The sequence below is a fragment of the Shewanella saliphila genome (genome assembly GCF_014648295.1).
Lineage (GTDB): Bacteria > Pseudomonadota > Gammaproteobacteria > Enterobacterales > Shewanellaceae > Shewanella > Shewanella saliphila.
This window is the reverse complement of sequence record NZ_BMQV01000058.1, coordinates 1-19,851: the sequence shown is the minus strand read 5'-3', so window position 1 is coordinate 19,851 and position 19,851 is coordinate 1. Positions and strand designations below refer to the sequence as shown.

Sequence of the window (19,851 nt, the reverse complement as noted above, 5' to 3'; positions counted from 1 at the left end):
TCATTTCCAGACGCCAAATAAGTATGAAAGCCCGTTGTTAACGCAACGGGCTTTTTTACGTCTGGAGTTCGAGTTTTGTGTATCAATCTTTATTTATCAAAATTAGCATTATAGCAGTGTGGTGATATGCCCATGTGAGAGTAGGTCATTTCCAGACGCCAAATAAGTATGAAAGCCCGTTGTTAACGCAACGGCTTTTTTACGTCTGGAATTTGAGTTTTGTGCATCAATCTTTATTTATCAAGATGGGCGAAATAGCAGTGTGGTCGATATGCCCATGTGAGATTAGGTCATTTCCAGACGCCTAATTTACTCGAAGGAGTAGTGAAAAGCCCGTTGCTAACGCAACGGGCTTTTTTTACGTTTGGAATGTGAGCTTTGTGCCTAAGCTTTAGTATCAATCTATAACATCAAGAATGAGATAATGGCTTTACATTATCGACTAAGTGAAACGTTTATCGTTTTACCCTAGTGTTTGCCATAATTAATGCATAGGTAAGCAATGGGAATAATGCAAGTTAATGTACAATAACAACATTGTTTAGAAACGTAATCATTCTATGACTATTTCACTTACGCCGTTTAATACTTTTGGTCTCAAGCAAGATTGTGACACCCTTATTGATGTAAAGTCTAAGGCCGAACTCATAGCAATTTGCAATAAGCTGTATAAAGAGAATTTTCCCATGCTAATCCTTGGTGGTGGGAGTAATCTAGTTTTCACTGAAAACTATCAAGGATCTGTCGTCAAAGTGTCAACAAAAGGTATCGAAATAACAAGTGATGACACGCATTATTATCTGACTGTTCAAGCTGGCGAAAATTGGCATCAGCTTGTCGAATTTTGTTTAGAGCAAAAGATTTATGGTTTAGAAAATATGGCGCTGATACCTGGTACGGTAGGTGCTGCTCCGATTCAAAATATTGGTGCTTATGGGGTTGAGTTCAATCTATTTTGTCATCGGGTAGAATTTTTGCAGTTAGACACAGGAAAATTGACGACATATAACAAGCAACAATGTGAGTTTGATTACCGCGAGTCCGTCTTTAAACAACGTTTAAGAAACTTAGCGGTGATTACTCAAGTTACACTGAAAGTAGCAAAAAAATGGTTGCCTGTTATCAGCTATGGTCCATTACAACACTTTGATTCTTCTACTGTAACGGCAAAGCAAATTTTTGATTGTGTTTGTCAGATTCGACAGTCTAAATTACCCGATCCAGTAAAATTAGGTAACGTAGGCAGCTTCTTTAAGAATCCTGTGATTTCTGTTGAGCATTACAGAACATTGAAGGCGTCATTTCCAAATTTAATTGCCTATGAGCAAGCTGATGGGCAATTCAAACTAGCAGCCGGTTGGCTTATCGATCAGGCTGGGTTGAAAGGTGTTAAGGTCGGTGGAGCGACAGTGCATCAAGAACAGGCATTAGTACTGGTTAACCTTGGTACTGCAACGGGGGGGGACGTCTGTCAATTAGCGCGGAAAATAATTGATGCCGTTTATGATAAGTTTACGGTGGTCTTGCATCCTGAGCCTAGAATTATTGGATCTCAAGGAGAGGTAGAAATTAAATGAACGATCATTGGTCACGTAAACGGCAAATTCTCAATTGTTTAACTCATCAATATTTTGTCTCCGGAGAGGTAATTGCAAAGAATTTGTCACTAACCCGAGCTGCGATTAATCAGCACATAGACGGTTTAAAAGATTACGGTATTGAAATTTACAGTGTTAAGGGGAAAGGTTACAAATTAGCTAATCCTATTTCGTTAGTTGTTGAGAGTCAGCTGGTTAATGCCATAGACAATCGATGCTTTTATTTTGATGATACCAATAGCACCAACGCGTTTATGTTAAGTCATGCCGCTGAATTTAAATCAGGCGATATTTGCGTTGCAGAGTATCAATCAGCAGGTCGCGGCCGTCGGGGGCGGCAATGGATTTCTCCTTATGGTCATCATATATATGCATCACTATTTTGGCGTTTTACTCAGGATATTTCCCAGGCGAGTGGCTTAAGTTTGGTTGTCGGCTGCGCAATCGTCAAAGCGTTACAAGATTTTGGTGTGGAAGATTTAGGATTAAAATGGCCAAATGACATTTACTTAGATCATAAAAAATTGGCTGGGATCTTGATAGAAGTGAGCCAAACATCTTCACAATATACGGATTTAGTCATTGGTTTCGGTATCAATATGAGTATGTCTGCCGAACAAGGTGAATTAATTGATCAACCATGGAGCGACTTATCGACTATGGCGAGTATGCCAGATAAAACGGCATTATTAATAAAGCTGCATTCACAGCTGAAACGTGATTTACAGCTATTTGAACAACATGGTTTGACTGAGTTTGCTACTCGTTGGAATGAACATGATTTATTTATTAATCGTGAAGTGACACTCATGATGTCACCTAATTCTGTTACTGGGGTTTGTCGAGGTATTGATAGTCAAGGGGCTATTTTATTAGAGAATGAGCAAGGTATTAATGCATTTGTGGGCGGTGAAATAAGCTTGCGGGCAGCACAATAAAATAACTTTATGAATTACAAATTAGTATCGCTGTTTTTGAAATATTACTTACGTAACAAGACTTTACTCATTAAATGGTTAGGGCCTTTTTGTAAAATTAAATGAGCTCTTTCACGTGTTGGTTGAATATTAAGATTTAAATTAGGGCCGTTAATGGTATCCCAAATATTGGCGGCAATTGCATTGGCTTCATCATCTGTTAACGATGAATAATGATGAAAGAAAGACTCTGGTTCGCTAAATGCGCCACCTCTAAACTGTAAGAAGCGTTGCTTGTACCATTGCTTTAATAATGATTCATCTGCATCGACATAAATAGAAAAATCGACAAAATCAGAAACGAAAGGTCTTCTAGTATCAATAGGAGTATCCAGGCCAGTTTGTAGTACGTTAAGGCCTTCGATGATCAAAATATCAGGTTGCCGAATAGCCTGATGCTCGTCATGGAGTCTGTCATAAGTCACATGTGAATATAAAGGCGCTAATACTTCTTTATCACCTGCTTTTACTGCTGAGATAAACTCGACAAGCATTTTCATGTCGTAGCTTTCAGGAAATCCCTTACGCTGTAATAACCCTTTGCGCTTTAAGTCAGCAAGCGGGTATAAAAATCCGTCGGTAGTGACAAGATCGACCTTAGGATGCTCAGGCCAGCGTTGTAAGAGAGTTTGCAGGATACGTGCAGTGGTACTCTTACCGACGGCAACACTACCAGCAATACTGATAATGTATGGGCTTGGGGTAGCTTGTTGCTCTAAAAACTTTCCAAGAACCAGCCCTCGTTGCTGTTTAGAGCCTACAAATAGGTTTAGCAAGCGACTAAGAGGTAGATAAATGTCGGTCACTTCATCAAGAGACAGTTTTTCATTCATACCGCGAAGGTTTTCGAGTTCAGTTTGACTCAAGGTGAGAGGCACTGATTTACGAAGTTCAGCCCAATGCTCGCGCTGAAAAGCAAAGTAGAGTGCATCTTGTATTGAGTTAATTGAAGTCATAACCATTCCTCTAGGTTGGTCAGGCACATTACACTATCGAATAATGACCGACAATACTTTGATATTGATTTGTGGTCATGTAGAATATATTCGATTAGAAATTGTGCTTTTTTTTTAAAAACGAGGCCAAAAAAGCGTCATTTGAAACTTTTTTTACGTTTTTTAGCATTTATCTATTGCACTCCTGGGCACATTTACCTAATATCCGAACCCGAAATGACACGCCGGCATAGCTCAGTTGGTAGAGCAACTGACTTGTAATCAGTAGGTCCCGAGTTCGACTCTTGGTGCCGGCACCATTTTACTGGAGGGGTTCCCGAGTGGCCAAAGGGATCAGACTGTAAATCTGACGGCTCAGCCTTCGAAGGTTCGAATCCTTCTCCCTCCACCATTTTTTCTAGGTAGTTAGGTAGCCTATGTTAGGTTGCGCGGATGTCGTATAATGGTATTACTCCAGCCTTCCAAGCTGATAACGCGGGTTCGATTCCCGCCATCCGCTCCAAAATTTGATTGCTGATATGGCTCAGTTGGTAGAGCGCACCCTTGGTAAGGGTGAGGTCGGCAGTTCGAATCTGCCTATCAGCACCAGCCTGTCATTATTCTAACGCCTAAACGATAATTGATTCGATGTCATATTTATGCATCGGATTTTTACTATATCTGTGTTTTCATCACCAAACTATTGGATTGAGGCAATACCATGGCAAAAGCTAAATTTGAACGTAATAAGCCCCACGTAAACGTAGGCACCATCGGTCACGTTGACCATGGTAAAACAACTCTTACTGCAGCTATTTCTGCAGTATTGTCTAAGACTTATGGTGGTGAAGCACGTAACTTCGCTCAAATCGATAACGCTCCAGAAGAGCGTGAGCGCGGTATTACTATTAATACTTCTCACATCGAATATGACACACCAACACGTCACTATGCACACGTAGACTGTCCTGGTCACGCCGATTATGTTAAAAACATGATCACTGGTGCTGCACAGATGGACGGCGCAATTTTAGTAGTAGCAGCGACTGATGGCCCAATGCCACAGACTCGTGAGCACATCCTACTTTCACGTCAGGTTGGTGTACCTTTCATCATCGTATTCATGAACAAATGTGACATGGTAGATGACGAAGAGTTACTAGAATTAGTAGAAATGGAAGTTCGTGAACTTCTATCTGAATACGACTTCCCAGGTGATGACTTACCAGTAATCCAAGGTTCTGCATTAAAAGCGTTAGAAGGCGATGCAGCATGGGAAGCTAAAGTAATCGAACTTGCAGAAGCACTAGACAGCTACATTCCAGAGCCAGAGCGTGACATCGATAAGCCATTCCTACTACCAATCGAAGACGTATTCTCGATTTCAGGTCGTGGTACAGTGGTAACAGGTCGTGTTGAGCGTGGTATCATCCGTGTATCTGACGAAGTAGAAATCGTTGGTGTTCACGCGACTACTAAGACAACGTGTACTGGTGTAGAAATGTTCCGTAAGCTGCTTGACGAAGGTCGTGCAGGTGAGAACTGTGGTGTGTTATTACGTGGTACTAAGCGTGATGACGTAGAACGTGGTCAAGTACTAGCTAAGCCTGGTTCAATCACGCCTCACACTACATTCGAATCAGAAGTGTACGTGTTATCAAAAGAAGAAGGCGGACGTCACACTCCATTCTTCAAAGGTTACCGTCCACAGTTCTACTTCCGTACAACAGACGTAACAGGCACAATTGAGTTACCAGAAGGCGTAGAAATGGTTATGCCTGGTGATAACATCAAGATGGTTGTTACTTTGATTTACCCAATCGCGATGGACGACGGTTTACGTTTCGCTATCCGTGAAGGTGGCCGTACAGTTGGTGCTGGTGTTGTAGCTAAAATCATCGCGTAATAGCGACTTTAGTGAACACTAAAAAAGGAAGCTTCGGCTTCCTTTTTTGTTTTTAGAAAAAACATAACAATCTAGTGGCATAAATACATAATTTGTGTAAAATGCGCGGCAATTGATTGTGAACAGACTTTCTGAAGACTATTTACACAATGGGCTTGATCTCCAATAAAAGATCTGTATAATTGCCCACTCGCTGACATGTGCAGCGTTAAATATAATGTTAAACCAATAGGGTTTTTCATTTTCATAGCGACTCCGATTGGGAGTCGAACGGTTAAATCATCTCGCTCTGCTTTTCTAATAAAGAAAAAGCTAGAGGGTGATTTTTTATGTGTCCATTTTAGGAGCTCTGGTCAATGCAGAACCAAAGAATCCGTATCCGCTTGAAAGGCTTTGATCATCGTTTGATTGATCAGTCTACAGCGGAAATCGTTGAAACTGCTAAGCGTACAGGCGCGCAGGTACGTGGTCCAATTCCACTACCAACACGCAAAGAGCGTTATACCGTTTTGATCTCTCCGCACGTTAATAAAGACGCTCGTGACCAGTATGAAATTCGTACTCACAAGCGTTTAGTTGACATCGTAGAGCCAACAGAAAAGACTGTAGACGCATTAATGCGTTTAGATCTTGCGGCTGGTGTCGACGTTCAGATTAGCTTAGGTTAATTGAGATCCTTAGAAGAGGTTTGAGAGATGGCTATCGGTCTTATTGGTCGTAAAGTGGGTATGACTCGCATCTTCACTGAAGATGGTACGTCAATCCCTGTAACAGTGATTGAAGTCGCTGGCAACCGCGTAACTCAAGTGAAAACTTTAGAAACTGACGGTTACCGTGCACTTCAAGTGACTACTGGTACCAAAAAAGCCAATCGCATCACTAAAGCAGAAGCAGGTCATTTTGCCAAGGGCGGCGTAGAAGCCGGTCGTGGTTTATGGGAATTGCGTTTAGCAGATGGTGAAGGCGAAGGCATTGAAGTTGGTGCTGAGCTTAATGTTGATATTTTCGCTGAAGTAGTGAAAGTAGATGTTACTGGTCAATCAAAAGGTAAGGGCTTCCAAGGCGGTATTAAGCGTTGGAACTTCCGTACTCAAGATATGACTCACGGTAACTCATTGGCGCACCGCGCGAACGGTTCTATCGGTCAGAACCAAACGCCTGGTCGTGTATTCAAAGGCAAAAAAATGTCAGGTCATATGGGTGCTGAGCAAGTAACTACTCAAAATCTACACGTGGTACGTGTTGATGCAGAGCGTAACTTGTTATTAGTACGCGGCGCAGTTCCAGGCGCTACCAATGGTGATCTAATCATTAAGCCTGCAGTTAAAGCTTAGGTCTGAGGAGATAGTAATGGAATTGGTATTGAAAGACGCGCAAAGCGCTCTTGAAGTTTCCGAAACTACCTTCGGCCGTGACTTTAACGAGGCACTGGTTCATCAGGTAGTTGTAGCTTACGCTGCAAACGCACGTCAGGGCACTCGTGCTCAAAAGACTCGTGCGGAAGTAACTGGCTCTGGTAAAAAGCCATGGCGCCAAAAAGGCACTGGCCGCGCTCGTGCCGGTAGTGTTAAAGGCCCAATCTGGCGTGGCGGTGGCGTAACATTCGCTGCTAAAACACAAGATCACAGCCAAAAAGTTAACAAGAAGATGTACCGTGGTGCTCTTAAGAGCATTCTTTCTGAATTGGTACGTCAAGAACGTTTAGTCGTTGTTGAATCATTTAGCGTTGAAGCTCCTAAAACTAAAGAGTTGAAAGCTAAGTTAGCAGCAATGAACCTAGAAGACGTTCTAATTGTTACTGCTGAAGTTGATGAGAATTTATTCTTAGCAGCTCGCAACTTATACAAAGTTGACGTACGTGACGTAGCGGGTCTTGACCCAGTAAGTCTAATTGCGTTTAACACTGTTCTTGTTACTGCTGATGCAGTGAAGCAAATCGAGGAGATGCTAGCATGATCCGCGAAGAACGTTTGCTAAAAGTGATTCTAGCTCCGCACATCTCTGAAAAGAGTACTGTCGTTGCTGAGAAGAACAACACTGTAGTTTTCCGCGTAGCAATCGATGCGACTAAAGCAGAGATCAAAGCTGCAGTAGCGAAGCTATTTGAAGTTGAAGTAGATTCAGTTCGCACTCTAGTTAACAAAGGCAAAACTAAACGTACCGGTGGCCGTGTTGGTCGTCGTAGCGATTGGAAAAAAGCTTATGTTACTTTAGCTGCTGGTGCTGACATCGATTTCGTCGGCGGCGCTGAGTAAGCAAAGGAGAATTATCATGGCAGTTATTAAGTGTAAGCCAACCTCTCCAGGTCGTCGCCACGTAGTTAAAGTGGTGAATACGGACCTGCATAAGGGTAAACCTTTTGCTGGCCTGTTGGCGAAAAAATCTAAAAGTGGTGGCCGTAACAATACTGGCCGTATCACAGTACGCCACGTTGGTGGTGGACATAAGCAGCACTACCGTCTAATCGACTTTAAACGCGATAAAGATGGTATCCCTGCGAAAGTTGAGCGTCTTGAATACGATCCAAACCGTACAGCGCACATCGCGTTAGTACTGTATGCAGATGGTGAGCGTCGTTATATTCTTGCTGCAAAAGGCATGAAAGCTGGCGATGCAATCAAATCTGGCTTGGATGCAGACATCAAGACTGGTAACGCTATGCCGTTACGCAACATTCCTGTAGGTAGTGTTGTACACGCTGTTGAGATGAAGCCTGGTAAAGGCGCTCAGATCGCACGTTCAGCTGGTGCTTATGTACAAGTTGTTGCTCGTGATGGTGCTTATGCAACTCTACGTCTTCGCTCTGGCGAAATGCGTAAAGTTCCAGTAGATTGCCGCGCGACATTTGGTGAAGTTGGTAATGCCGAGCATATGCTACGCCAGTTAGGTAAAGCAGGTGCTAAGCGCTGGAGAGGCATTCGCCCTACAGTACGTGGTGTTGCAATGAACCCAGTAGACCATCCACATGGTGGTGGTGAAGGCCGTACTTCTGGTGGACGTCATCCAGTGAGTCCATGGGGTGTGCCGACTAAGGGTTATAAAACTCGTAGCAACAAGCGCACTGACAAGTACATCGTACGTCGTCGTAATAAATAGTAAGAGGATTCGCCATGCCACGTTCTCTCAAGAAAGGTCCCTTCATTGACCTGCACTTGCTGAAGAAGGTAGAGAAAGCGATGGAAGCGGGAGACAAAAAGCCAATTAAGACTTGGTCTCGTCGCTCAATGATCATCCCTAACATGATTGGGTTGACCATCGCTGTCCATAATGGTCGTCAGCACGTACCTGTGTTCGTAACTGACGAAATGATCGGTCACAAGCTTGGTGAATTTTCACCAACTCGCACTTATCGCGGCCATGCTGCAGATAAGAAAGCGAAGAAGCGTTAATACGGGAGGAATAAGATGGAAGTTTTAGCTAAACATCGTTTTGCTCGTACGTCTGCGCAGAAGGCCCGTCTAGTTGCTGATCAAATTCGTGGACTGCCTGTTTCTAAGGCACTCGAAATTTTGACCTTCAGCCCAAAGAAAGCCGCCGTACTAGTTAAAAAAGTACTTGACTCAGCTATCGCAAACGCCGAACACAACGAAGGTGCTGACATTGATGAGCTTAAAGTTGGAGCCGTCTTCGTAGATGAAGGCCCAACAATGAAGCGTATCATGCCACGTGCTAAAGGCCGCGCTGATCGTATCATGAAGCGTACCAGCCACATTACTGTGGTTGTATCAGATCGCTAGGAGAAGAGAGCAATGGGACAGAAAGTACATCCTAATGGTATCCGTCTGGGTATCACGAAGCCTTGGATCTCTACCTGGTACGCAGATAAGTCAGATTATGCAAAAAATCTGAACAGCGACTGGGAAGTGCGTCAATATTTAACTGAAAAGTTAAAAGCCGCATCAGTATCTAAGATTGTTATTGAACGCCCAGCGAAGAGCATCCGCGTTACTATTCACACTGCCCGTCCAGGTGTTGTGATTGGTAAGAAAGGTGAAGACGTTGAAGTATTACGTGCATATGTGTCTAAAATCACTGGCACGACTGCTCAAATCAACATCGCTGAGATCCGTAAGCCTGAATTAGACGCTAAGCTCGTTGCTGACTCTATTGCTCAGCAGTTAGAGCGTCGTGTTATGTTCCGTCGTGCTATGAAGCGCGCGGTACAAAATGCAATGCGCATTGGTGCTCAAGGTATCAAAGTTGAAGTGAGCGGCCGTTTAGGCGGTGCTGAAATCGCACGTTCTGAATGGTATCGTGAAGGTCGTGTACCTTTGCATACTCTACGTGCTGATATCGACTATTCAACTGCTGAAAGTCACACGCAATATGGTGTGATCGGTATTAAAGTTTGGATCTTCAAAGGTGAAGTTCTTGACGGTTTAGTACCAGCGATTGAAGAGCCGAAGCAGCAACCTAAGCGTAAGCCTCGTGGTAAATAGGAGAAACTTTAATGCTGCAACCTAAACGTATGAAGTTTCGCAAGATGTTCAAGGGCCGCAACCGCGGTCTAGCGAACGGTACTGAAGTTAGCTTTGGTACTTTCGGTTTGAAAGCAGTCGGCCGTGGCCGTTTAACTGCTCGTCAAATTGAATCTGCACGTCGTGCCATGACACGTCATATTAAACGTCAAGGACAAATTTGGATTCGAGTTTTCCCTGACAAGCCAATTACCTCTAAGCCTCTTGAAGTGCGTATGGGTAAAGGTAAAGGTAACGTTGAATACTGGGTATGTCAGATTCAACCTGGTAAGGTTCTTTATGAGATGAATGGTGTACCTGAAGCGTTGGCTCGTGAAGCCTTTGCTCTAGCTGCTGCCAAGCTTCCTTTAAAGACTACCTTCGTAACTAAGACGGTGATGTAATGAAAGCGAGCGAACTAAGAGAAAAAAGCGTTGAGGAATTGAACGCTGAACTACTTGGTCTGCTGCGTGAGCAGTTTAACCTGCGTATGCAACACGCTACTGGTCAGTTGACTCAAACGAATCAATTGAAACTAGTGCGTCGTAACATTGCACGTGTTAAGACCATTATTACTTCTAAGGCAGGTGCGTAATGTCTGATAAAATCCGTACTTTGCAAGGTAAAGTTATTAGCAACAAAATGGAAAAATCTATTACTGTTGCTATTGAACGCCAAGTGAAACACCCAATTTATGGGAAGTACATTAAGCGTACAACTAAGATCCATGCACATGACGAAACTAATCAGTGTAATGAAGGTGACATCGTGACTATTAGTCAGTGTCGTCCTTTATCTAAGACTAAGTCTTGGACCCTTGCTGAAGTAGTAACAAAAGCCTAATATTCATTAGGATAACGTAAACGGCTCCAGAATTTGGGGCCGTTTGTTTTTTTTGCTATGCATTCGCAAAATGTGGTGTTATACTTGCGCGCCATTTTTGAGTAAATTATTGCTTAAATTTGGTTCAAATATACTCCCATAGTGGGATTGTGTAGTAACGATAGCGGAGCACTTGAAATGATCCAAATGCAATCGACTCTAGACGTCGCATGTAACAGCGGCGCACGCAGAGTTCAGTGTATTAAGGTCTTGGGTGGCTCTCATCGTCGTTATGCCGGTATCGGCGACATCATCAAAGTTTCTGTTAAAGAAGCAATTCCTCGCGCTAAAGCGAAGAAAGGTGATGTATATAACGCGGTGGTAGTCCGTACTAAGAAAGGCGTACGTCGTCCAGACGGTTCTGTCATTCGCTTCGATCGGAATGCAGCGGTATTGCTTAACGCAAACCTTGCACCGATTGGTACTCGTATCTTTGGCCCAGTGACACGTGAATTGCGTAATGATAAATTCATGAAAATTGTCTCGCTGGCACCAGAAGTACTGTAAGGAGCTTCAAATGGCAGCTAAAATCCGTCGTGAAGACGAAGTAGTAGTATTAGCAGGTAAAGACAAGGGTAAACGCGGTAAGGTTTCTCAAGTTCTACCTACTGGTAAATTAATTGTTGAAGGCATCAATCTTGTTAAAAAGCACCAGAAGCCAAACCCACAATTGGGCGTGACTGGCGGCGTTATCGAGAAAGAAGCACCGATTCAAGCATCAAACGTTGCGATCTTTAACCAAGCCACAGGCAAGGCAGATCGTGTTGGTTTCCGATTTGAAGACGGCCAAAAAGTCCGTTTCTTTAAATCGAACAGCGAACTCGTTAAGTAATTTGGAGTAAACGATGGCGAAACTGCATGATAAATATCAAGAGACTGTAGTCGCTGAACTAGCTAAAAAGTTCGGTTATAGCAGTGTCATGCAAGTCCCTCGGATTGAAAAAATCACCCTAAACATGGGTGTAGGCGAAGCTGTTGCAGATAAGAAAGTTATGGAGCATGCGCTTCGTGACATGACTGCAATCGCTGGTCAAAAACCAGTTGTAACTGTAGCTCGTAAATCAGTTGCTGGTTTTAAAATCCGTGAAGGCTACCCTATTGGCTGTAAAGTGACCCTACGCGGTGAGCGTATGTGGGAATTTTTAGAGCGTCTAGTTGACATTGCAATTCCACGTATTCGTGACTTCCGTGGCTTAAGCGCTAAAGCGTTTGACGGCCGTGGTAACTACGCAATGGGTGTGAAAGAGCAGATCATCTTCCCAGAAATCGATTATGATAAAATCGATAAAATTCGTGGTATGGATATTGTTATCACTACTACTGCGAAGAATGATGAAGAAGGTCGTGCTTTGTTGACCGCTTTTAACTTCCCATTTAAGAAATAAGGGTAGCATAATGGCTAAAACATCTATGAAAGCACGTGAAGCAAAACGTGCACAGCTCGTAGCTAAGTATGCTGAAAAGCGTCTAGCACTTAAGGCTATTATCAGCAATCCAGAGACTTCTGAAGAAGATCGTTGGGATGCTGTACTTAAGTTGCAAGCACTACCACGTGATTCAAGCGCATCGCGTCAACGCAATCGCTGTAATCAAACTGGTCGCCCACATGGCGTTTTACGTAAATTCGGCTTAAGCCGTATTAAATTACGTGAAGCAACTATGCGCGGTGAAGTTCCTGGTCTACGTAAGGCCAGCTGGTAAGCACTTGTCACGGAGTAAGCTAATATGAGCATGCAAGATCCTATTGCGGATATGTTAACCCGTATTCGTAACGGCCAAGCTGCTAACCACGTATCTGTAAAGATGCCTTCAGCTAAGTTAAAAGTAGCAATTGCGAAATTACTTAAAGATGAAGGTTTCATTACTGACTACGCCGTAGCAGATGAAGCTAAGCCTGAATTAGAAATTACATTAAAGTATTTCCAAGGCAAACCAGTCGTTGAGACTATCCAGCGCGTAAGCCGTCCTGGTCTTCGTATTTACAAAGGTAAAGACGAACTACCAAAGGTTATGGGCGGTCTGGGTATCGCAATTGTGTCCACTTCTAAAGGCTTGATGACTGATCGTGCCGCCCGCCAATTTGGCACGGGTGGTGAGGTTATCTGCTACGTAGCGTAAGGAGTTAGTAATGTCTCGTGTTGCAAAGGCACCAGTCACTATCCCTGCTGGCGTAGAGGTGACTAAGAACGAACAGACTTTGACCGTCAAAGGCGGTAAAGGAAGTCTGACTCGAGTAATCAACAAAGCGGTTAATGTTGTTATTGAAGATGCACAAATCAAGTTCCTACCTGTTGATGGCGTTGTTGACGCTTGGGCACAGGCTGGTACTGCACGTGCATTAGTAAACAACATGGTGTTTGGTGTTTCTCAAGGTTTTGTGAAAAAACTTAAATTAGTTGGTGTAGGTTACCGTGCAAAAATTGCTGGTAGTGACTTAGACTTAACATTAGGTTTCTCACATCCGTTAGTACACAAACTACCCGCAGGCGTTACTGCAGAATGTCCTAGCCAAACTGAAATCGTCCTAACCGGCGTTGATAAGCAGTTAGTAGGTCAGACAGCAGCCAACATTCGTGGTTACCGTCCACCAGAGCCTTACAAAGGCAAAGGTGTTCGCTATGACGACGAAGTTGTACGCCGTAAAGAGGCTAAGAAGAAGTAGGTAACGCGATATGGATAAGAAAACATCTCGCTTACGTCGCGCGTTGCGTGCACGTAAGAAGATCCAAGAGCTAGGCGTGAATCGTCTGGTTGTACATCGTACACCGCGTCACATCTATGCTCAGGTGATCAGTCCTGAATTTAAGGTGTTAGCTGCTGCGTCAACTGTTGAAAAAGCAGTTAAAGAGCAACTAAAGAGTACCGGAAACGTAGATGCGGCTAAAGTAGTAGGTAAAACTGTTGCTGAGCGTGCGATCGAGAAGGGCGTAGCTGTTGTTGCGTTCGACCGTTCTGGATTCAAGTATCACGGCCGTGTAGCTGCTTTAGCAGATTCCGCTCGTGAAGCTGGCCTGAAATTCTAAGGGGTTATAAAATGGCTAAATTAGAAGCTCAGCAAAAAGACGATCTGCAAGAAAAATTAATTGCAGTTAATCGTGTTTCTAAAGTAGTTAAAGGCGGTCGTATCTTTAGCTTCACAGCACTAACAGTAGTGGGTGATGGTAACGGTAAGATTGGCTATGGCTATGGTAAAGCGCGTGAAGTTCCGGCTGCTATTCAAAAAGCAATGGAAAAAGCCCGTCGTAATATGGTAACCGTGGAGTTGAATGCAGGTACTTTGCATCACCCTGTTAAAGGTCGCCATACTGGTTCAAAAGTTTATATGCAACCAGCATCAGAGGGTACCGGTATTATTGCCGGTGGCGCAATGCGTGCCGTATTAGAAGTTGCAGGCGTTCATAACGTTCTGTCAAAAGCATACGGTTCTACTAACCCGATCAACATCGTTCGCGCAACTGTCGATGCGTTGGTGCACATGAAGTCACCAGCTCAAATCGCAGCAAAACGTGGCCTGAATGTTGATGAAATTCGGGGGTAATGCACCATGGCTACTAAAACTTTAAAAGTAACACAGACTAAAAGCAGCATCGGTCGTTTACCAAAACACCGTGCTACCCTAACCGGTTTAGGTCTGCGTCGTATTGGTCACACTGTAGAAGTAGAAGATACTCCTTCTGTACGTGGCATGATCAATAAGGTGTACTACATGGTTTCGGTGGAGGAATAAGATAATGCGTCTAAATACTCTATCTCCAGCAGCAGGTTCTAAATCTGCTCCTAAGCGTGTAGGCCGTGGTATTGGTTCAGGTTTAGGTAAAACAGCGGGTCGCGGCCATAAAGGTCAGAAGTCTCGTTCAGGCGGCGGCGTTCGCGTCGGCTTCGAAGGTGGTCAAATGCCACTTAAGATCCGTCTACCTAAGTTTGGTTTTACCTCGCGTCGCGCTTTGGTAACAGCTGAAGTTCGTGTACTCGAACTAGCAAAAGTTAACGGTGATGTTGTCGATTTGAATGCACTGAAAGATGCGAACGTTATTACTCGCAACATCCAGTTTGCGAAAATCGTTCTTTCAGGTACCATTGACCGCCCAGTGACTGTAAAAGGTCTGAAGGTAACCAAAGGTGCTCGTGCAGCTATTGAAGCTGCCGGTGGCAAGATCGAGGAATAATACGTCGATGGCAAAACCAGGACTTGATTTAAAAAGCGCGAAAGGCGGTTTATCTGAACTGAAAACTCGTCTCCTGTTCGTGATTGGTGCAATTATCGTCTTTAGAGCCGGTTCGTTTGTACCAATTCCTGGTATTGACGCAGCTGTATTGGCAGAACTATTTGCCCAGCAAAAAGATACCATCCTGGGCATGTTTAACATGTTCTCGGGTGGTGCTTTAGAGCGTGCTTCTATCTTTGCATTAGGTATCATGCCGTATATTTCGGCATCGATTATCATGCAATTATTGACTGTTGTGCATCCTGCACTTGCTGAATTGAAAAAAGAAGGCGAGTCAGGACGTAAAAAGATTAGTCAATATACAAGATACGGCACACTCGTGTTGGGTACATTGCAGTCTATCGGTATCGCAACGGGTTTACCTAATCTCATGCCTGGTCTTGTGGCCAATCCTGGGTTTGGATTCTACTTTGTTGCTGTTGTGAGCTTAGTGACGGGAACAATGTTCCTAATGTGGCTAGGTGAGCAAATTACCGAACGTGGTATTGGTAATGGTATCTCGATATTAATCTTCGCAGGTATTGTTGCTGGTTTACCATCGGCCATCGGCTCTACAGCCGAGCAGGCGCGTCAAGGTGACATGAATGTATTGGTACTACTGTTGCTCGCGGTTATCGTATTTGCAGTAACTTACTTAGTGGTATTTGTGGAACGTGGTCAACGTCGAATTGTCGTTAACTACGCTAAGCGTCAACAAGGCCGAAAGGTTTTCGCAGCGCAAAGCACCCACTTACCGTTAAAAGTGAACATGGCAGGTGTGATTCCACCAATTTTTGCATCCAGCATTATTTTGTTCCCAGGCACACTGGCTCAGTGGTTTGGTCAAAATGAGTCTATGTCATGGTTAAGCGATTTCGCCTTAGCTGTGTCACCAGGACAACCGCTGTATTCATTATTGTACGCGACAGCAATCATCTTTTTCTGTTTCTTCTATACTGCGTTGGTTTTCAACCCACGCGAAACAGCAGATAATTTGAAAAAGAGTGGTGCATTCATTCCTGGGATCCGTCCCGGAGAACAGACTTCGCGTTACATTGATAAAGTAATGACACGTTTAACCTTAGCGGGTGCGTTATACATTACCTTTATCTGCTTAATTCCGGAGTTCATGTTAATTGCGTGGAAAGTACAGTTCTATTTTGGCGGTACTTCACTACTAATTATTGTAGTCGTAATCATGGACTTCATGGCTCAGGTTCAGACCCATATGATGTCTCATCAGTATGAGTCTGTGATGAAGAAAGCTAATCTTGTTAACAAAGCGAATTTAGATCGCTTTGGAAAATAAGATTACTTTGACGGAGTGATGAAATGAAAGTTCGAGCTTCCGTGAAGAAGATCTGCCGTAATTGCAAGATCGTCAAGCGTAGTGGCGTTGTGCGCGTTATCTGTGTTGAACCAAAACACAAACAGCGTCAAGGCTAAGAAAGAAGTTTGGTCAGCTCAATAATGGGCTGACCAAAAATATTGTTTGCAAATCTGTCGTCTGTCGAGTATCCTTTCGGGCTTTTCGCAGATGGCCTTTAACTTTAAGGAGTGCATAGTGGCCCGTATCGCTGGCATTAACATTCCTGATCAAAAGCATACAGTCATTGCATTGACTGCAATCTTTGGTATTGGTCGTACACGCGCTAGAGCAATCTGCGCATCTACGTCAATTGCTGAAGACGCTAAGATCAAGGAATTGAGCGAAGCTCAAATAGATATCCTACGCGAAGAAGTCGCCAAATACACCGTAGAAGGTGACTTGCGTCGTGAGATTTCAATGAACATCAAGCGTCTTATGGACCTTGGTTGTTATCGTGGTCTCCGCCATCGTCGTAGCCTGCCTCTTCGTGGGCAACGTACTAAGACCAATGCGCGTACGCGTAAAGGTCCACGTAAACCAATCAGAAAGTAACGGGAAGGTAAACCAAAATGGCTAAAGTTCCGTCACGTTCTCCGCGTAAGCGCGTACGTAAACAGGTTGCAGATGGCATGGCTCATATCCATGCGTCTTTCAACAACACAATTGTCACCATTACAGATCGTCAAGGTAATGCGTTGTCATGGGCTACCTCAGGTGGTTCTGGTTTCCGTGGTTCACGTAAATCAACGCCATTCGCTGCACAGGTTGCTGCTGAGCGTGCAGGTATTGCTGCTCAAGACTACGGTGTTAAAAACCTTGAAGTTTTCGTGAAGGGTCCAGGTCCAGGTCGTGAATCAGCCATTCGTGCGCTGAACGCTGTTGGTTATAAAATTACCAACATTACCGATGTGACGCCTATCCCTCATAATGGCTGTCGTCCACCTAAAAAACGTCGTGTATAACATTACGTATATAGGATAGTTGGAGAAAGATCATGGCAAGATACTTGGGTCCTAAGCTCAAGCTCAGCCGCAGAGAAGGTACAGACCTTTTCCTAAAAAGCGGTGTGAGAGCAATCGATTCGAAGTGTAAGCTTGAAGCTGCACCAGGTCAACATGGCGCTCGTAAGCCACGTTTATCTGAGTACGGTTTACAATTACGCGAGAAACAAAAAGTTCGTCGTATTTACGGTGTTTTAGAAAAACAATTCCGTAACTACTACAAAGAAGCTGCACGTCTAAAAGGTAATACTGGTGAAAACCTATTACAACTTTTAGAAATCCGCCTAGATAACGTTGTTTATCGTATGGGTTTCGGTGCAACACGTGCAGAATCACGTCAGCTAGTAAGCCATAAATCAGTTATGGTTAACGGTCGTGTTGTTAACATTCCGTCATTCAAAGTGTCTGCGAATGATGTTGTAAGCATCCGTGAAAAGTCACGCACTCAAGCTCGTATTAAAGCGGCTTTAGAAGTGGCTGGTCAACGCGAAAAGCCTACATGGGTAGAAGTCGACAGTGCGAAAATGGAAGGTGCTTTCAAGCGTATTCCAGAACGTAGCGATTTGTCTGCGGATATTAACGAACAGCTGATCGTCGAGCTTTACTCTAAGTAAAGCTAACAAACAAGAGAGGACACAATGCAGGGTTCTGTTACAGAATTTCTTAAACCGCGTCTCGTTGATATTGAGCAGGTTAATTCAACTCGCGCCAAAGTTACACTAGAGCCACTCGAACGTGGTTTTGGCCATACCTTAGGTAACGCGTTGCGTCGCATCCTATTGTCGTCTATGCCAGGCTGTGCAGTTACTGAAGTCGAAATTGACGGCGTACTGCATGAGTACAGCAGTAAGGAAGGCGTACAAGAAGATATCCTTGAGATATTGCTTAATCTTAAGGGATTAGCAGTGACAATCGAGGGTAAAGACGAGGCTTTGCTTACATTAAGCAAGTCCGGCACAGGCCCTGTTACAGCAGCAGATATCACGCATGATGGTGATGTTACCATTATGAATCCTGATCATGTTATCTGTCACTTGACTGGTAATAATGATATCAGCATGCGTATCCGCGTTGAGCGTGGTCGTGGTTATGTGCCTGCTTCGGCTCGTGCACAAACCGAAGACGATGATCGCCCAATCGGTCGTTTGTTGGTTGATGCTTCTTTTTCACCTGTAGCCCGCATTGCTTATAATGTTGAAGCCGCTCGTGTAGAACAGCGTACTGACTTAGATAAACTTGTGATTGATATGACCACTAACGGTACTATTGATCCTGAGGAAGCAATTCGTCGTTCTGCAACAATTTTAGCTGAACAGCTAGATGCGTTTGTTGAACTACGTGATGTTACTGAGCAGGCTGTCGTAGAAGAGAAACCGGAATTCGATCCGATTTTGCTGCGTCCTGTCGACGATTTAGAGCTAACTGTACGTTCGGCTAACTGTTTAAAAGCCGAAGCGATTCATTACATCGGAGATCTGGTACAACGCACTGAAGTTGAGTTGCTTAAGACCCCTAACTTAGGTAAGAAATCTCTTACTGAAATTAAGGATGTTTTAGCGTCTCGCGGACTGTCGTTAGGTATGCGTCTTGAAAACTGGCCACCGGCTAGTTTAGCAGACGACCTATAAGTCTCAGGTTAGTACAGATTTAGGTTATAAGGATTAGGTCATGCGCCATCGTAAGAGTGGTCGTCAACTAAACCGCAACAGCAGTCACCGTCAAGCTATGTTTCGTAACATGGCATGTTCAATAGTTCGTCATGAGATTATCAAGACAACTGTTGTTAAAGCGAAAGAACTGCGTCGCGTAGTTGAACCTCTAATAACACTTGCTAAAGTTGACAGCGTTGCAAATCGCCGTTTAGCTTTCGCTCGTACTCGCGACGCTGAAGTCGTAGGTAAGTTATTTACTGAATTGGGTCCACGCTTCCAGGAACGTCCTGGTGGTTACACTCGTATTCTTAAGTGTGGTTTACGTACCGGTGATAAAGCCCCAATGGCTTTCATCGAGTTAGTAGGTCGCCCTGAAGCTGCTGAAGCTGTTGAAGTTGAAGCTGCAGAGTAATTTTTAATTACTTAATTAAAAACCGAGCTTAGGCTCGGTTTTTTTATGTCTTTTTTTCGTTGTGTTACTTATCTATTACATATCGTTATTTCTGATTAATTAATGCTATTGTTTCGTAAGCGTCTAGCAAAAGGCACATACCTTTCACCAAGCGGCTGATTTATGTTGTTCCCCTATTTTATTGGGAGACACATAATGAAGACCTTTCGTGATCAACAGCAGTGGCAAAAGCTCATTCTCGCTCAGCAACAAAGCGGCTTAAATATCAGCTCTTATTGCCGTAAACATAAATTATCGACATCGAGCTTTTATGCTCACAAAAAGCGCCTTACATTGACTGAAAGCGCTTTCGTCTGCGCCCAAATCTCACAACACAAAGTCACCGAGCACCAAGTGACTCAGCTCGAATTCGTGCAGCCACAAGCTGCTATCGCGTTAGAATTTGCTAAAGCCAAAT

Annotated in this window: 33 protein-coding genes and 4 tRNA genes; 36 read left to right on the top strand and 1 reads right to left on the bottom strand. The window is 43.8% G+C overall.

All coding sequences use genetic code 11. The features are described 5' to 3' along the window. Positions 1-560: 560 nt before the first annotated feature. Positions 561-1,577, top strand: a complete 1,017-nt coding sequence (gene murB, locus IEY48_RS18670) for a UDP-N-acetylmuramate dehydrogenase (protein ID WP_188923013.1) — start codon at positions 561-563, stop codon at positions 1,575-1,577. Further along, the gene (birA, locus tag IEY48_RS18665; protein WP_188923011.1) at positions 1,574-2,536 is read left to right on the top strand and encodes a bifunctional biotin--[acetyl-CoA-carboxylase] ligase/biotin operon repressor BirA; all 963 of its coding nucleotides are present in this window, start codon (positions 1,574-1,576) and stop codon (positions 2,534-2,536) included. Before murB ends, birA begins: the two co-directional genes overlap by 4 nt. A 44-nt stretch (positions 2,537-2,580) precedes the next feature. On the opposite strand, the gene coaA is transcribed toward birA, so the two are convergent. After that, positions 2,581-3,531 carry a type I pantothenate kinase gene (gene coaA / locus IEY48_RS18660; RefSeq protein ID WP_188923009.1) on the bottom strand — a complete coding sequence of 317 codons (951 nt, stop codon included), beginning with the start codon at positions 3,529-3,531 and terminating at the stop codon, positions 2,581-2,583. Positions 3,532-3,754: 223 nt separating this feature from the next. Between coaA and IEY48_RS18655 the strand changes: the two genes are divergently transcribed. The 34 genes from IEY48_RS18655 to tnpA all read left to right on the top strand — a co-directional run. Continuing rightward, positions 3,755-3,830: transfer RNA gene (locus tag IEY48_RS18655), tRNA-Thr, on the top strand. Between the two features lie 7 nt (positions 3,831-3,837). After that, positions 3,838-3,922 (top strand) — tRNA-Tyr (locus IEY48_RS18650). A 37-nt stretch (positions 3,923-3,959) separates the two neighbouring features. Further along, positions 3,960-4,033 (top strand) — tRNA-Gly (locus tag IEY48_RS18645). Positions 4,034-4,043: 10 nt separating this feature from the next. Continuing rightward, positions 4,044-4,119: transfer RNA gene (locus IEY48_RS18640), tRNA-Thr, on the top strand. Positions 4,120-4,231: 112 nt separating this feature from the next. Continuing rightward, the gene (tuf, locus tag IEY48_RS18635) at positions 4,232-5,416 is read left to right on the top strand and encodes an elongation factor Tu (RefSeq protein ID WP_188923007.1); all 1,185 of its coding nucleotides are present in this window, start codon (positions 4,232-4,234) and stop codon (positions 5,414-5,416) included. A 356-nt stretch (positions 5,417-5,772) separates the two neighbouring features. Further along, positions 5,773-6,084 carry a 30S ribosomal protein S10 gene (gene rpsJ / locus IEY48_RS18630; protein ID WP_011635639.1) on the top strand — a complete coding sequence of 104 codons (312 nt, stop codon included), beginning with the start codon at positions 5,773-5,775 and terminating at the stop codon, positions 6,082-6,084. Between the two features lie 27 nt (positions 6,085-6,111). After that, a complete protein-coding gene (gene rplC, locus IEY48_RS18625; RefSeq protein ID WP_188923005.1) occupies positions 6,112-6,750 on the top strand; it encodes a 50S ribosomal protein L3 in 639 nt (212 codons plus the stop codon). Positions 6,751-6,766: 16 nt separating this feature from the next. Further along, complete coding sequence (gene rplD / locus IEY48_RS18620; protein ID WP_160056445.1) at positions 6,767-7,372, top strand: 50S ribosomal protein L4; 606 nt, start codon at positions 6,767-6,769, stop codon at positions 7,370-7,372. After that, positions 7,369-7,671 (top strand): 50S ribosomal protein L23, encoded by a 303-nt coding sequence (rplW, locus tag IEY48_RS18615; RefSeq protein WP_124729276.1) that lies wholly within the window; start codon positions 7,369-7,371, stop codon positions 7,669-7,671. Before rplD ends, rplW begins: the two co-directional genes overlap by 4 nt. A 16-nt stretch (positions 7,672-7,687) precedes the next feature. Continuing rightward, complete coding sequence (rplB, locus tag IEY48_RS18610) at positions 7,688-8,512, top strand: 50S ribosomal protein L2 (protein ID WP_188923003.1); 825 nt, start codon at positions 7,688-7,690, stop codon at positions 8,510-8,512. 14 nt (positions 8,513-8,526) lie between these two features. Next, complete coding sequence (rpsS, locus tag IEY48_RS18605) at positions 8,527-8,805, top strand: 30S ribosomal protein S19 (RefSeq protein WP_006083596.1); 279 nt, start codon at positions 8,527-8,529, stop codon at positions 8,803-8,805. A gap of 15 nt (positions 8,806-8,820) precedes the next feature. Then, positions 8,821-9,153 (top strand): 50S ribosomal protein L22, encoded by a 333-nt coding sequence (gene rplV, locus IEY48_RS18600; protein ID WP_160056441.1) that lies wholly within the window; start codon positions 8,821-8,823, stop codon positions 9,151-9,153. A gap of 12 nt (positions 9,154-9,165) precedes the next feature. After that, a complete protein-coding gene (gene rpsC / locus IEY48_RS18595; protein ID WP_188923001.1) occupies positions 9,166-9,855 on the top strand; it encodes a 30S ribosomal protein S3 in 690 nt (229 codons plus the stop codon). 11 nt (positions 9,856-9,866) lie between these two features. Continuing rightward, positions 9,867-10,277, top strand: coding sequence for a 50S ribosomal protein L16 (rplP, locus tag IEY48_RS18590; protein WP_188922999.1), 411 nt, complete (start codon positions 9,867-9,869; stop codon positions 10,275-10,277). After that, positions 10,277-10,468, top strand: coding sequence for a 50S ribosomal protein L29 (rpmC, locus tag IEY48_RS18585; RefSeq protein ID WP_006083592.1), 192 nt, complete (start codon positions 10,277-10,279; stop codon positions 10,466-10,468). The genes rplP and rpmC overlap by 1 nt, the downstream gene beginning before the upstream one ends. Continuing rightward, positions 10,468-10,716: a 30S ribosomal protein S17 gene (gene rpsQ, locus IEY48_RS18580; RefSeq protein ID WP_188922997.1), complete on the top strand. Its 249-nt coding sequence runs from the start codon at positions 10,468-10,470 to the stop codon at positions 10,714-10,716. Before rpmC ends, rpsQ begins: the two co-directional genes overlap by 1 nt. Before the next feature lie 177 nt (positions 10,717-10,893). Next, positions 10,894-11,262, top strand: coding sequence for a 50S ribosomal protein L14 (gene rplN, locus IEY48_RS18575; RefSeq protein WP_011635649.1), 369 nt, complete (start codon positions 10,894-10,896; stop codon positions 11,260-11,262). Between the two features lie 10 nt (positions 11,263-11,272). Then, a complete protein-coding gene (gene rplX / locus IEY48_RS18570) occupies positions 11,273-11,587 on the top strand; it encodes a 50S ribosomal protein L24 (RefSeq protein WP_188922995.1) in 315 nt (104 codons plus the stop codon). Positions 11,588-11,600: 13 nt separating this feature from the next. Then, positions 11,601-12,140, top strand: coding sequence for a 50S ribosomal protein L5 (gene rplE, locus IEY48_RS18565; RefSeq protein ID WP_160056431.1), 540 nt, complete (start codon positions 11,601-11,603; stop codon positions 12,138-12,140). A gap of 10 nt (positions 12,141-12,150) precedes the next feature. Then, positions 12,151-12,456, top strand: coding sequence for a 30S ribosomal protein S14 (gene rpsN / locus IEY48_RS18560; RefSeq protein ID WP_188922994.1), 306 nt, complete (start codon positions 12,151-12,153; stop codon positions 12,454-12,456). Between the two features lie 24 nt (positions 12,457-12,480). After that, complete coding sequence (rpsH, locus tag IEY48_RS18555; RefSeq protein WP_160056427.1) at positions 12,481-12,873, top strand: 30S ribosomal protein S8; 393 nt, start codon at positions 12,481-12,483, stop codon at positions 12,871-12,873. A 10-nt stretch (positions 12,874-12,883) separates the two neighbouring features. Beyond that, a complete protein-coding gene (gene rplF, locus IEY48_RS18550; protein WP_188922986.1) occupies positions 12,884-13,417 on the top strand; it encodes a 50S ribosomal protein L6 in 534 nt (177 codons plus the stop codon). Between the two features lie 10 nt (positions 13,418-13,427). Then, positions 13,428-13,778, top strand: a complete 351-nt coding sequence (gene rplR / locus IEY48_RS18545; RefSeq protein WP_188922984.1) for a 50S ribosomal protein L18 — start codon at positions 13,428-13,430, stop codon at positions 13,776-13,778. Positions 13,779-13,789: 11 nt separating this feature from the next. Beyond that, a complete protein-coding gene (gene rpsE / locus IEY48_RS18540; RefSeq protein ID WP_137224583.1) occupies positions 13,790-14,293 on the top strand; it encodes a 30S ribosomal protein S5 in 504 nt (167 codons plus the stop codon). Between the two features lie 6 nt (positions 14,294-14,299). Then, a complete protein-coding gene (rpmD, locus tag IEY48_RS18535) occupies positions 14,300-14,482 on the top strand; it encodes a 50S ribosomal protein L30 (protein WP_137224586.1) in 183 nt (60 codons plus the stop codon). 4 nt (positions 14,483-14,486) lie between these two features. After that, complete coding sequence (rplO, locus tag IEY48_RS18530) at positions 14,487-14,921, top strand: 50S ribosomal protein L15 (RefSeq protein ID WP_124017684.1); 435 nt, start codon at positions 14,487-14,489, stop codon at positions 14,919-14,921. Positions 14,922-14,928: 7 nt separating this feature from the next. Next, entirely contained in the window at positions 14,929-16,269 is a 1,341-nt protein-coding gene (secY, locus tag IEY48_RS18525) for a preprotein translocase subunit SecY (protein ID WP_188922982.1), read from the top strand. A 23-nt stretch (positions 16,270-16,292) separates the two neighbouring features. After that, positions 16,293-16,406, top strand: a complete 114-nt coding sequence (rpmJ, locus tag IEY48_RS18520) for a 50S ribosomal protein L36 (RefSeq protein WP_006083579.1) — start codon at positions 16,293-16,295, stop codon at positions 16,404-16,406. A gap of 118 nt (positions 16,407-16,524) precedes the next feature. Next, positions 16,525-16,881 (top strand): 30S ribosomal protein S13, encoded by a 357-nt coding sequence (rpsM, locus tag IEY48_RS18515; protein ID WP_011635660.1) that lies wholly within the window; start codon positions 16,525-16,527, stop codon positions 16,879-16,881. Positions 16,882-16,898: 17 nt separating this feature from the next. After that, positions 16,899-17,291, top strand: a complete 393-nt coding sequence (rpsK, locus tag IEY48_RS18510) for a 30S ribosomal protein S11 (protein ID WP_011635661.1) — start codon at positions 16,899-16,901, stop codon at positions 17,289-17,291. A 32-nt stretch (positions 17,292-17,323) separates the two neighbouring features. Then, a complete protein-coding gene (gene rpsD / locus IEY48_RS18505; protein WP_188922980.1) occupies positions 17,324-17,944 on the top strand; it encodes a 30S ribosomal protein S4 in 621 nt (206 codons plus the stop codon). Positions 17,945-17,968: 24 nt separating this feature from the next. Next, the gene (locus tag IEY48_RS18500; protein WP_160056417.1) at positions 17,969-18,958 is read left to right on the top strand and encodes a DNA-directed RNA polymerase subunit alpha; all 990 of its coding nucleotides are present in this window, start codon (positions 17,969-17,971) and stop codon (positions 18,956-18,958) included. A 40-nt stretch (positions 18,959-18,998) separates the two neighbouring features. After that, complete coding sequence (rplQ, locus tag IEY48_RS18495; protein ID WP_188922970.1) at positions 18,999-19,394, top strand: 50S ribosomal protein L17; 396 nt, start codon at positions 18,999-19,001, stop codon at positions 19,392-19,394. Positions 19,395-19,589: 195 nt separating this feature from the next. After that, positions 19,590-19,851, top strand: a 262-nt coding sequence (gene tnpA, locus IEY48_RS18490; protein WP_188922968.1) for an IS66 family insertion sequence element accessory protein TnpA, incomplete at its 3' end; no start/stop codon positions are given.

Bases quoted from the DNA above. Each gene is read 5' to 3' on its own strand.
- murB (WP_188923013.1), top strand. From the start codon at position 561: ATGACTATTTCACTTACGCCGTTTAATACTTTTGGTCTCAAGCAAGAT.
- birA (WP_188923011.1), top strand. From the start codon at position 1,574: ATGAACGATCATTGGTCACGTAAACGGCAAATTCTCAATTGTTTAACT.
- coaA (WP_188923009.1), bottom strand. From the start codon at position 3,531: ATGACTTCAATTAACTCAATACAAGATGCACTCTACTTTGCTTTTCAG.
- tuf (WP_188923007.1), top strand. From the start codon at position 4,232: ATGGCAAAAGCTAAATTTGAACGTAATAAGCCCCACGTAAACGTAGGC.
- rpsJ (WP_011635639.1), top strand. From the start codon at position 5,773: ATGCAGAACCAAAGAATCCGTATCCGCTTGAAAGGCTTTGATCATCGT.
- rplC (WP_188923005.1), top strand. From the start codon at position 6,112: ATGGCTATCGGTCTTATTGGTCGTAAAGTGGGTATGACTCGCATCTTC.
- rplD (WP_160056445.1), top strand. From the start codon at position 6,767: ATGGAATTGGTATTGAAAGACGCGCAAAGCGCTCTTGAAGTTTCCGAA.
- rplW (WP_124729276.1), top strand. From the start codon at position 7,369: ATGATCCGCGAAGAACGTTTGCTAAAAGTGATTCTAGCTCCGCACATC.
- rplB (WP_188923003.1), top strand. From the start codon at position 7,688: ATGGCAGTTATTAAGTGTAAGCCAACCTCTCCAGGTCGTCGCCACGTA.
- rpsS (WP_006083596.1), top strand. From the start codon at position 8,527: ATGCCACGTTCTCTCAAGAAAGGTCCCTTCATTGACCTGCACTTGCTG.
- rplV (WP_160056441.1), top strand. From the start codon at position 8,821: ATGGAAGTTTTAGCTAAACATCGTTTTGCTCGTACGTCTGCGCAGAAG.
- rpsC (WP_188923001.1), top strand. From the start codon at position 9,166: ATGGGACAGAAAGTACATCCTAATGGTATCCGTCTGGGTATCACGAAG.
- rplP (WP_188922999.1), top strand. From the start codon at position 9,867: ATGCTGCAACCTAAACGTATGAAGTTTCGCAAGATGTTCAAGGGCCGC.
- rpmC (WP_006083592.1), top strand. From the start codon at position 10,277: ATGAAAGCGAGCGAACTAAGAGAAAAAAGCGTTGAGGAATTGAACGCT.
- rpsQ (WP_188922997.1), top strand. From the start codon at position 10,468: ATGTCTGATAAAATCCGTACTTTGCAAGGTAAAGTTATTAGCAACAAA.
- rplN (WP_011635649.1), top strand. From the start codon at position 10,894: ATGATCCAAATGCAATCGACTCTAGACGTCGCATGTAACAGCGGCGCA.
- rplX (WP_188922995.1), top strand. From the start codon at position 11,273: ATGGCAGCTAAAATCCGTCGTGAAGACGAAGTAGTAGTATTAGCAGGT.
- rplE (WP_160056431.1), top strand. From the start codon at position 11,601: ATGGCGAAACTGCATGATAAATATCAAGAGACTGTAGTCGCTGAACTA.
- rpsN (WP_188922994.1), top strand. From the start codon at position 12,151: ATGGCTAAAACATCTATGAAAGCACGTGAAGCAAAACGTGCACAGCTC.
- rpsH (WP_160056427.1), top strand. From the start codon at position 12,481: ATGAGCATGCAAGATCCTATTGCGGATATGTTAACCCGTATTCGTAAC.
- rplF (WP_188922986.1), top strand. From the start codon at position 12,884: ATGTCTCGTGTTGCAAAGGCACCAGTCACTATCCCTGCTGGCGTAGAG.
- rplR (WP_188922984.1), top strand. From the start codon at position 13,428: ATGGATAAGAAAACATCTCGCTTACGTCGCGCGTTGCGTGCACGTAAG.
- rpsE (WP_137224583.1), top strand. From the start codon at position 13,790: ATGGCTAAATTAGAAGCTCAGCAAAAAGACGATCTGCAAGAAAAATTA.
- rpmD (WP_137224586.1), top strand. From the start codon at position 14,300: ATGGCTACTAAAACTTTAAAAGTAACACAGACTAAAAGCAGCATCGGT.
- rplO (WP_124017684.1), top strand. From the start codon at position 14,487: ATGCGTCTAAATACTCTATCTCCAGCAGCAGGTTCTAAATCTGCTCCT.
- secY (WP_188922982.1), top strand. From the start codon at position 14,929: ATGGCAAAACCAGGACTTGATTTAAAAAGCGCGAAAGGCGGTTTATCT.
- rpmJ (WP_006083579.1), top strand. From the start codon at position 16,293: ATGAAAGTTCGAGCTTCCGTGAAGAAGATCTGCCGTAATTGCAAGATC.
- rpsK (WP_011635661.1), top strand. From the start codon at position 16,899: ATGGCTAAAGTTCCGTCACGTTCTCCGCGTAAGCGCGTACGTAAACAG.
- rpsD (WP_188922980.1), top strand. From the start codon at position 17,324: ATGGCAAGATACTTGGGTCCTAAGCTCAAGCTCAGCCGCAGAGAAGGT.
- IEY48_RS18500 (WP_160056417.1), top strand. From the start codon at position 17,969: ATGCAGGGTTCTGTTACAGAATTTCTTAAACCGCGTCTCGTTGATATT.
- rplQ (WP_188922970.1), top strand. From the start codon at position 18,999: ATGCGCCATCGTAAGAGTGGTCGTCAACTAAACCGCAACAGCAGTCAC.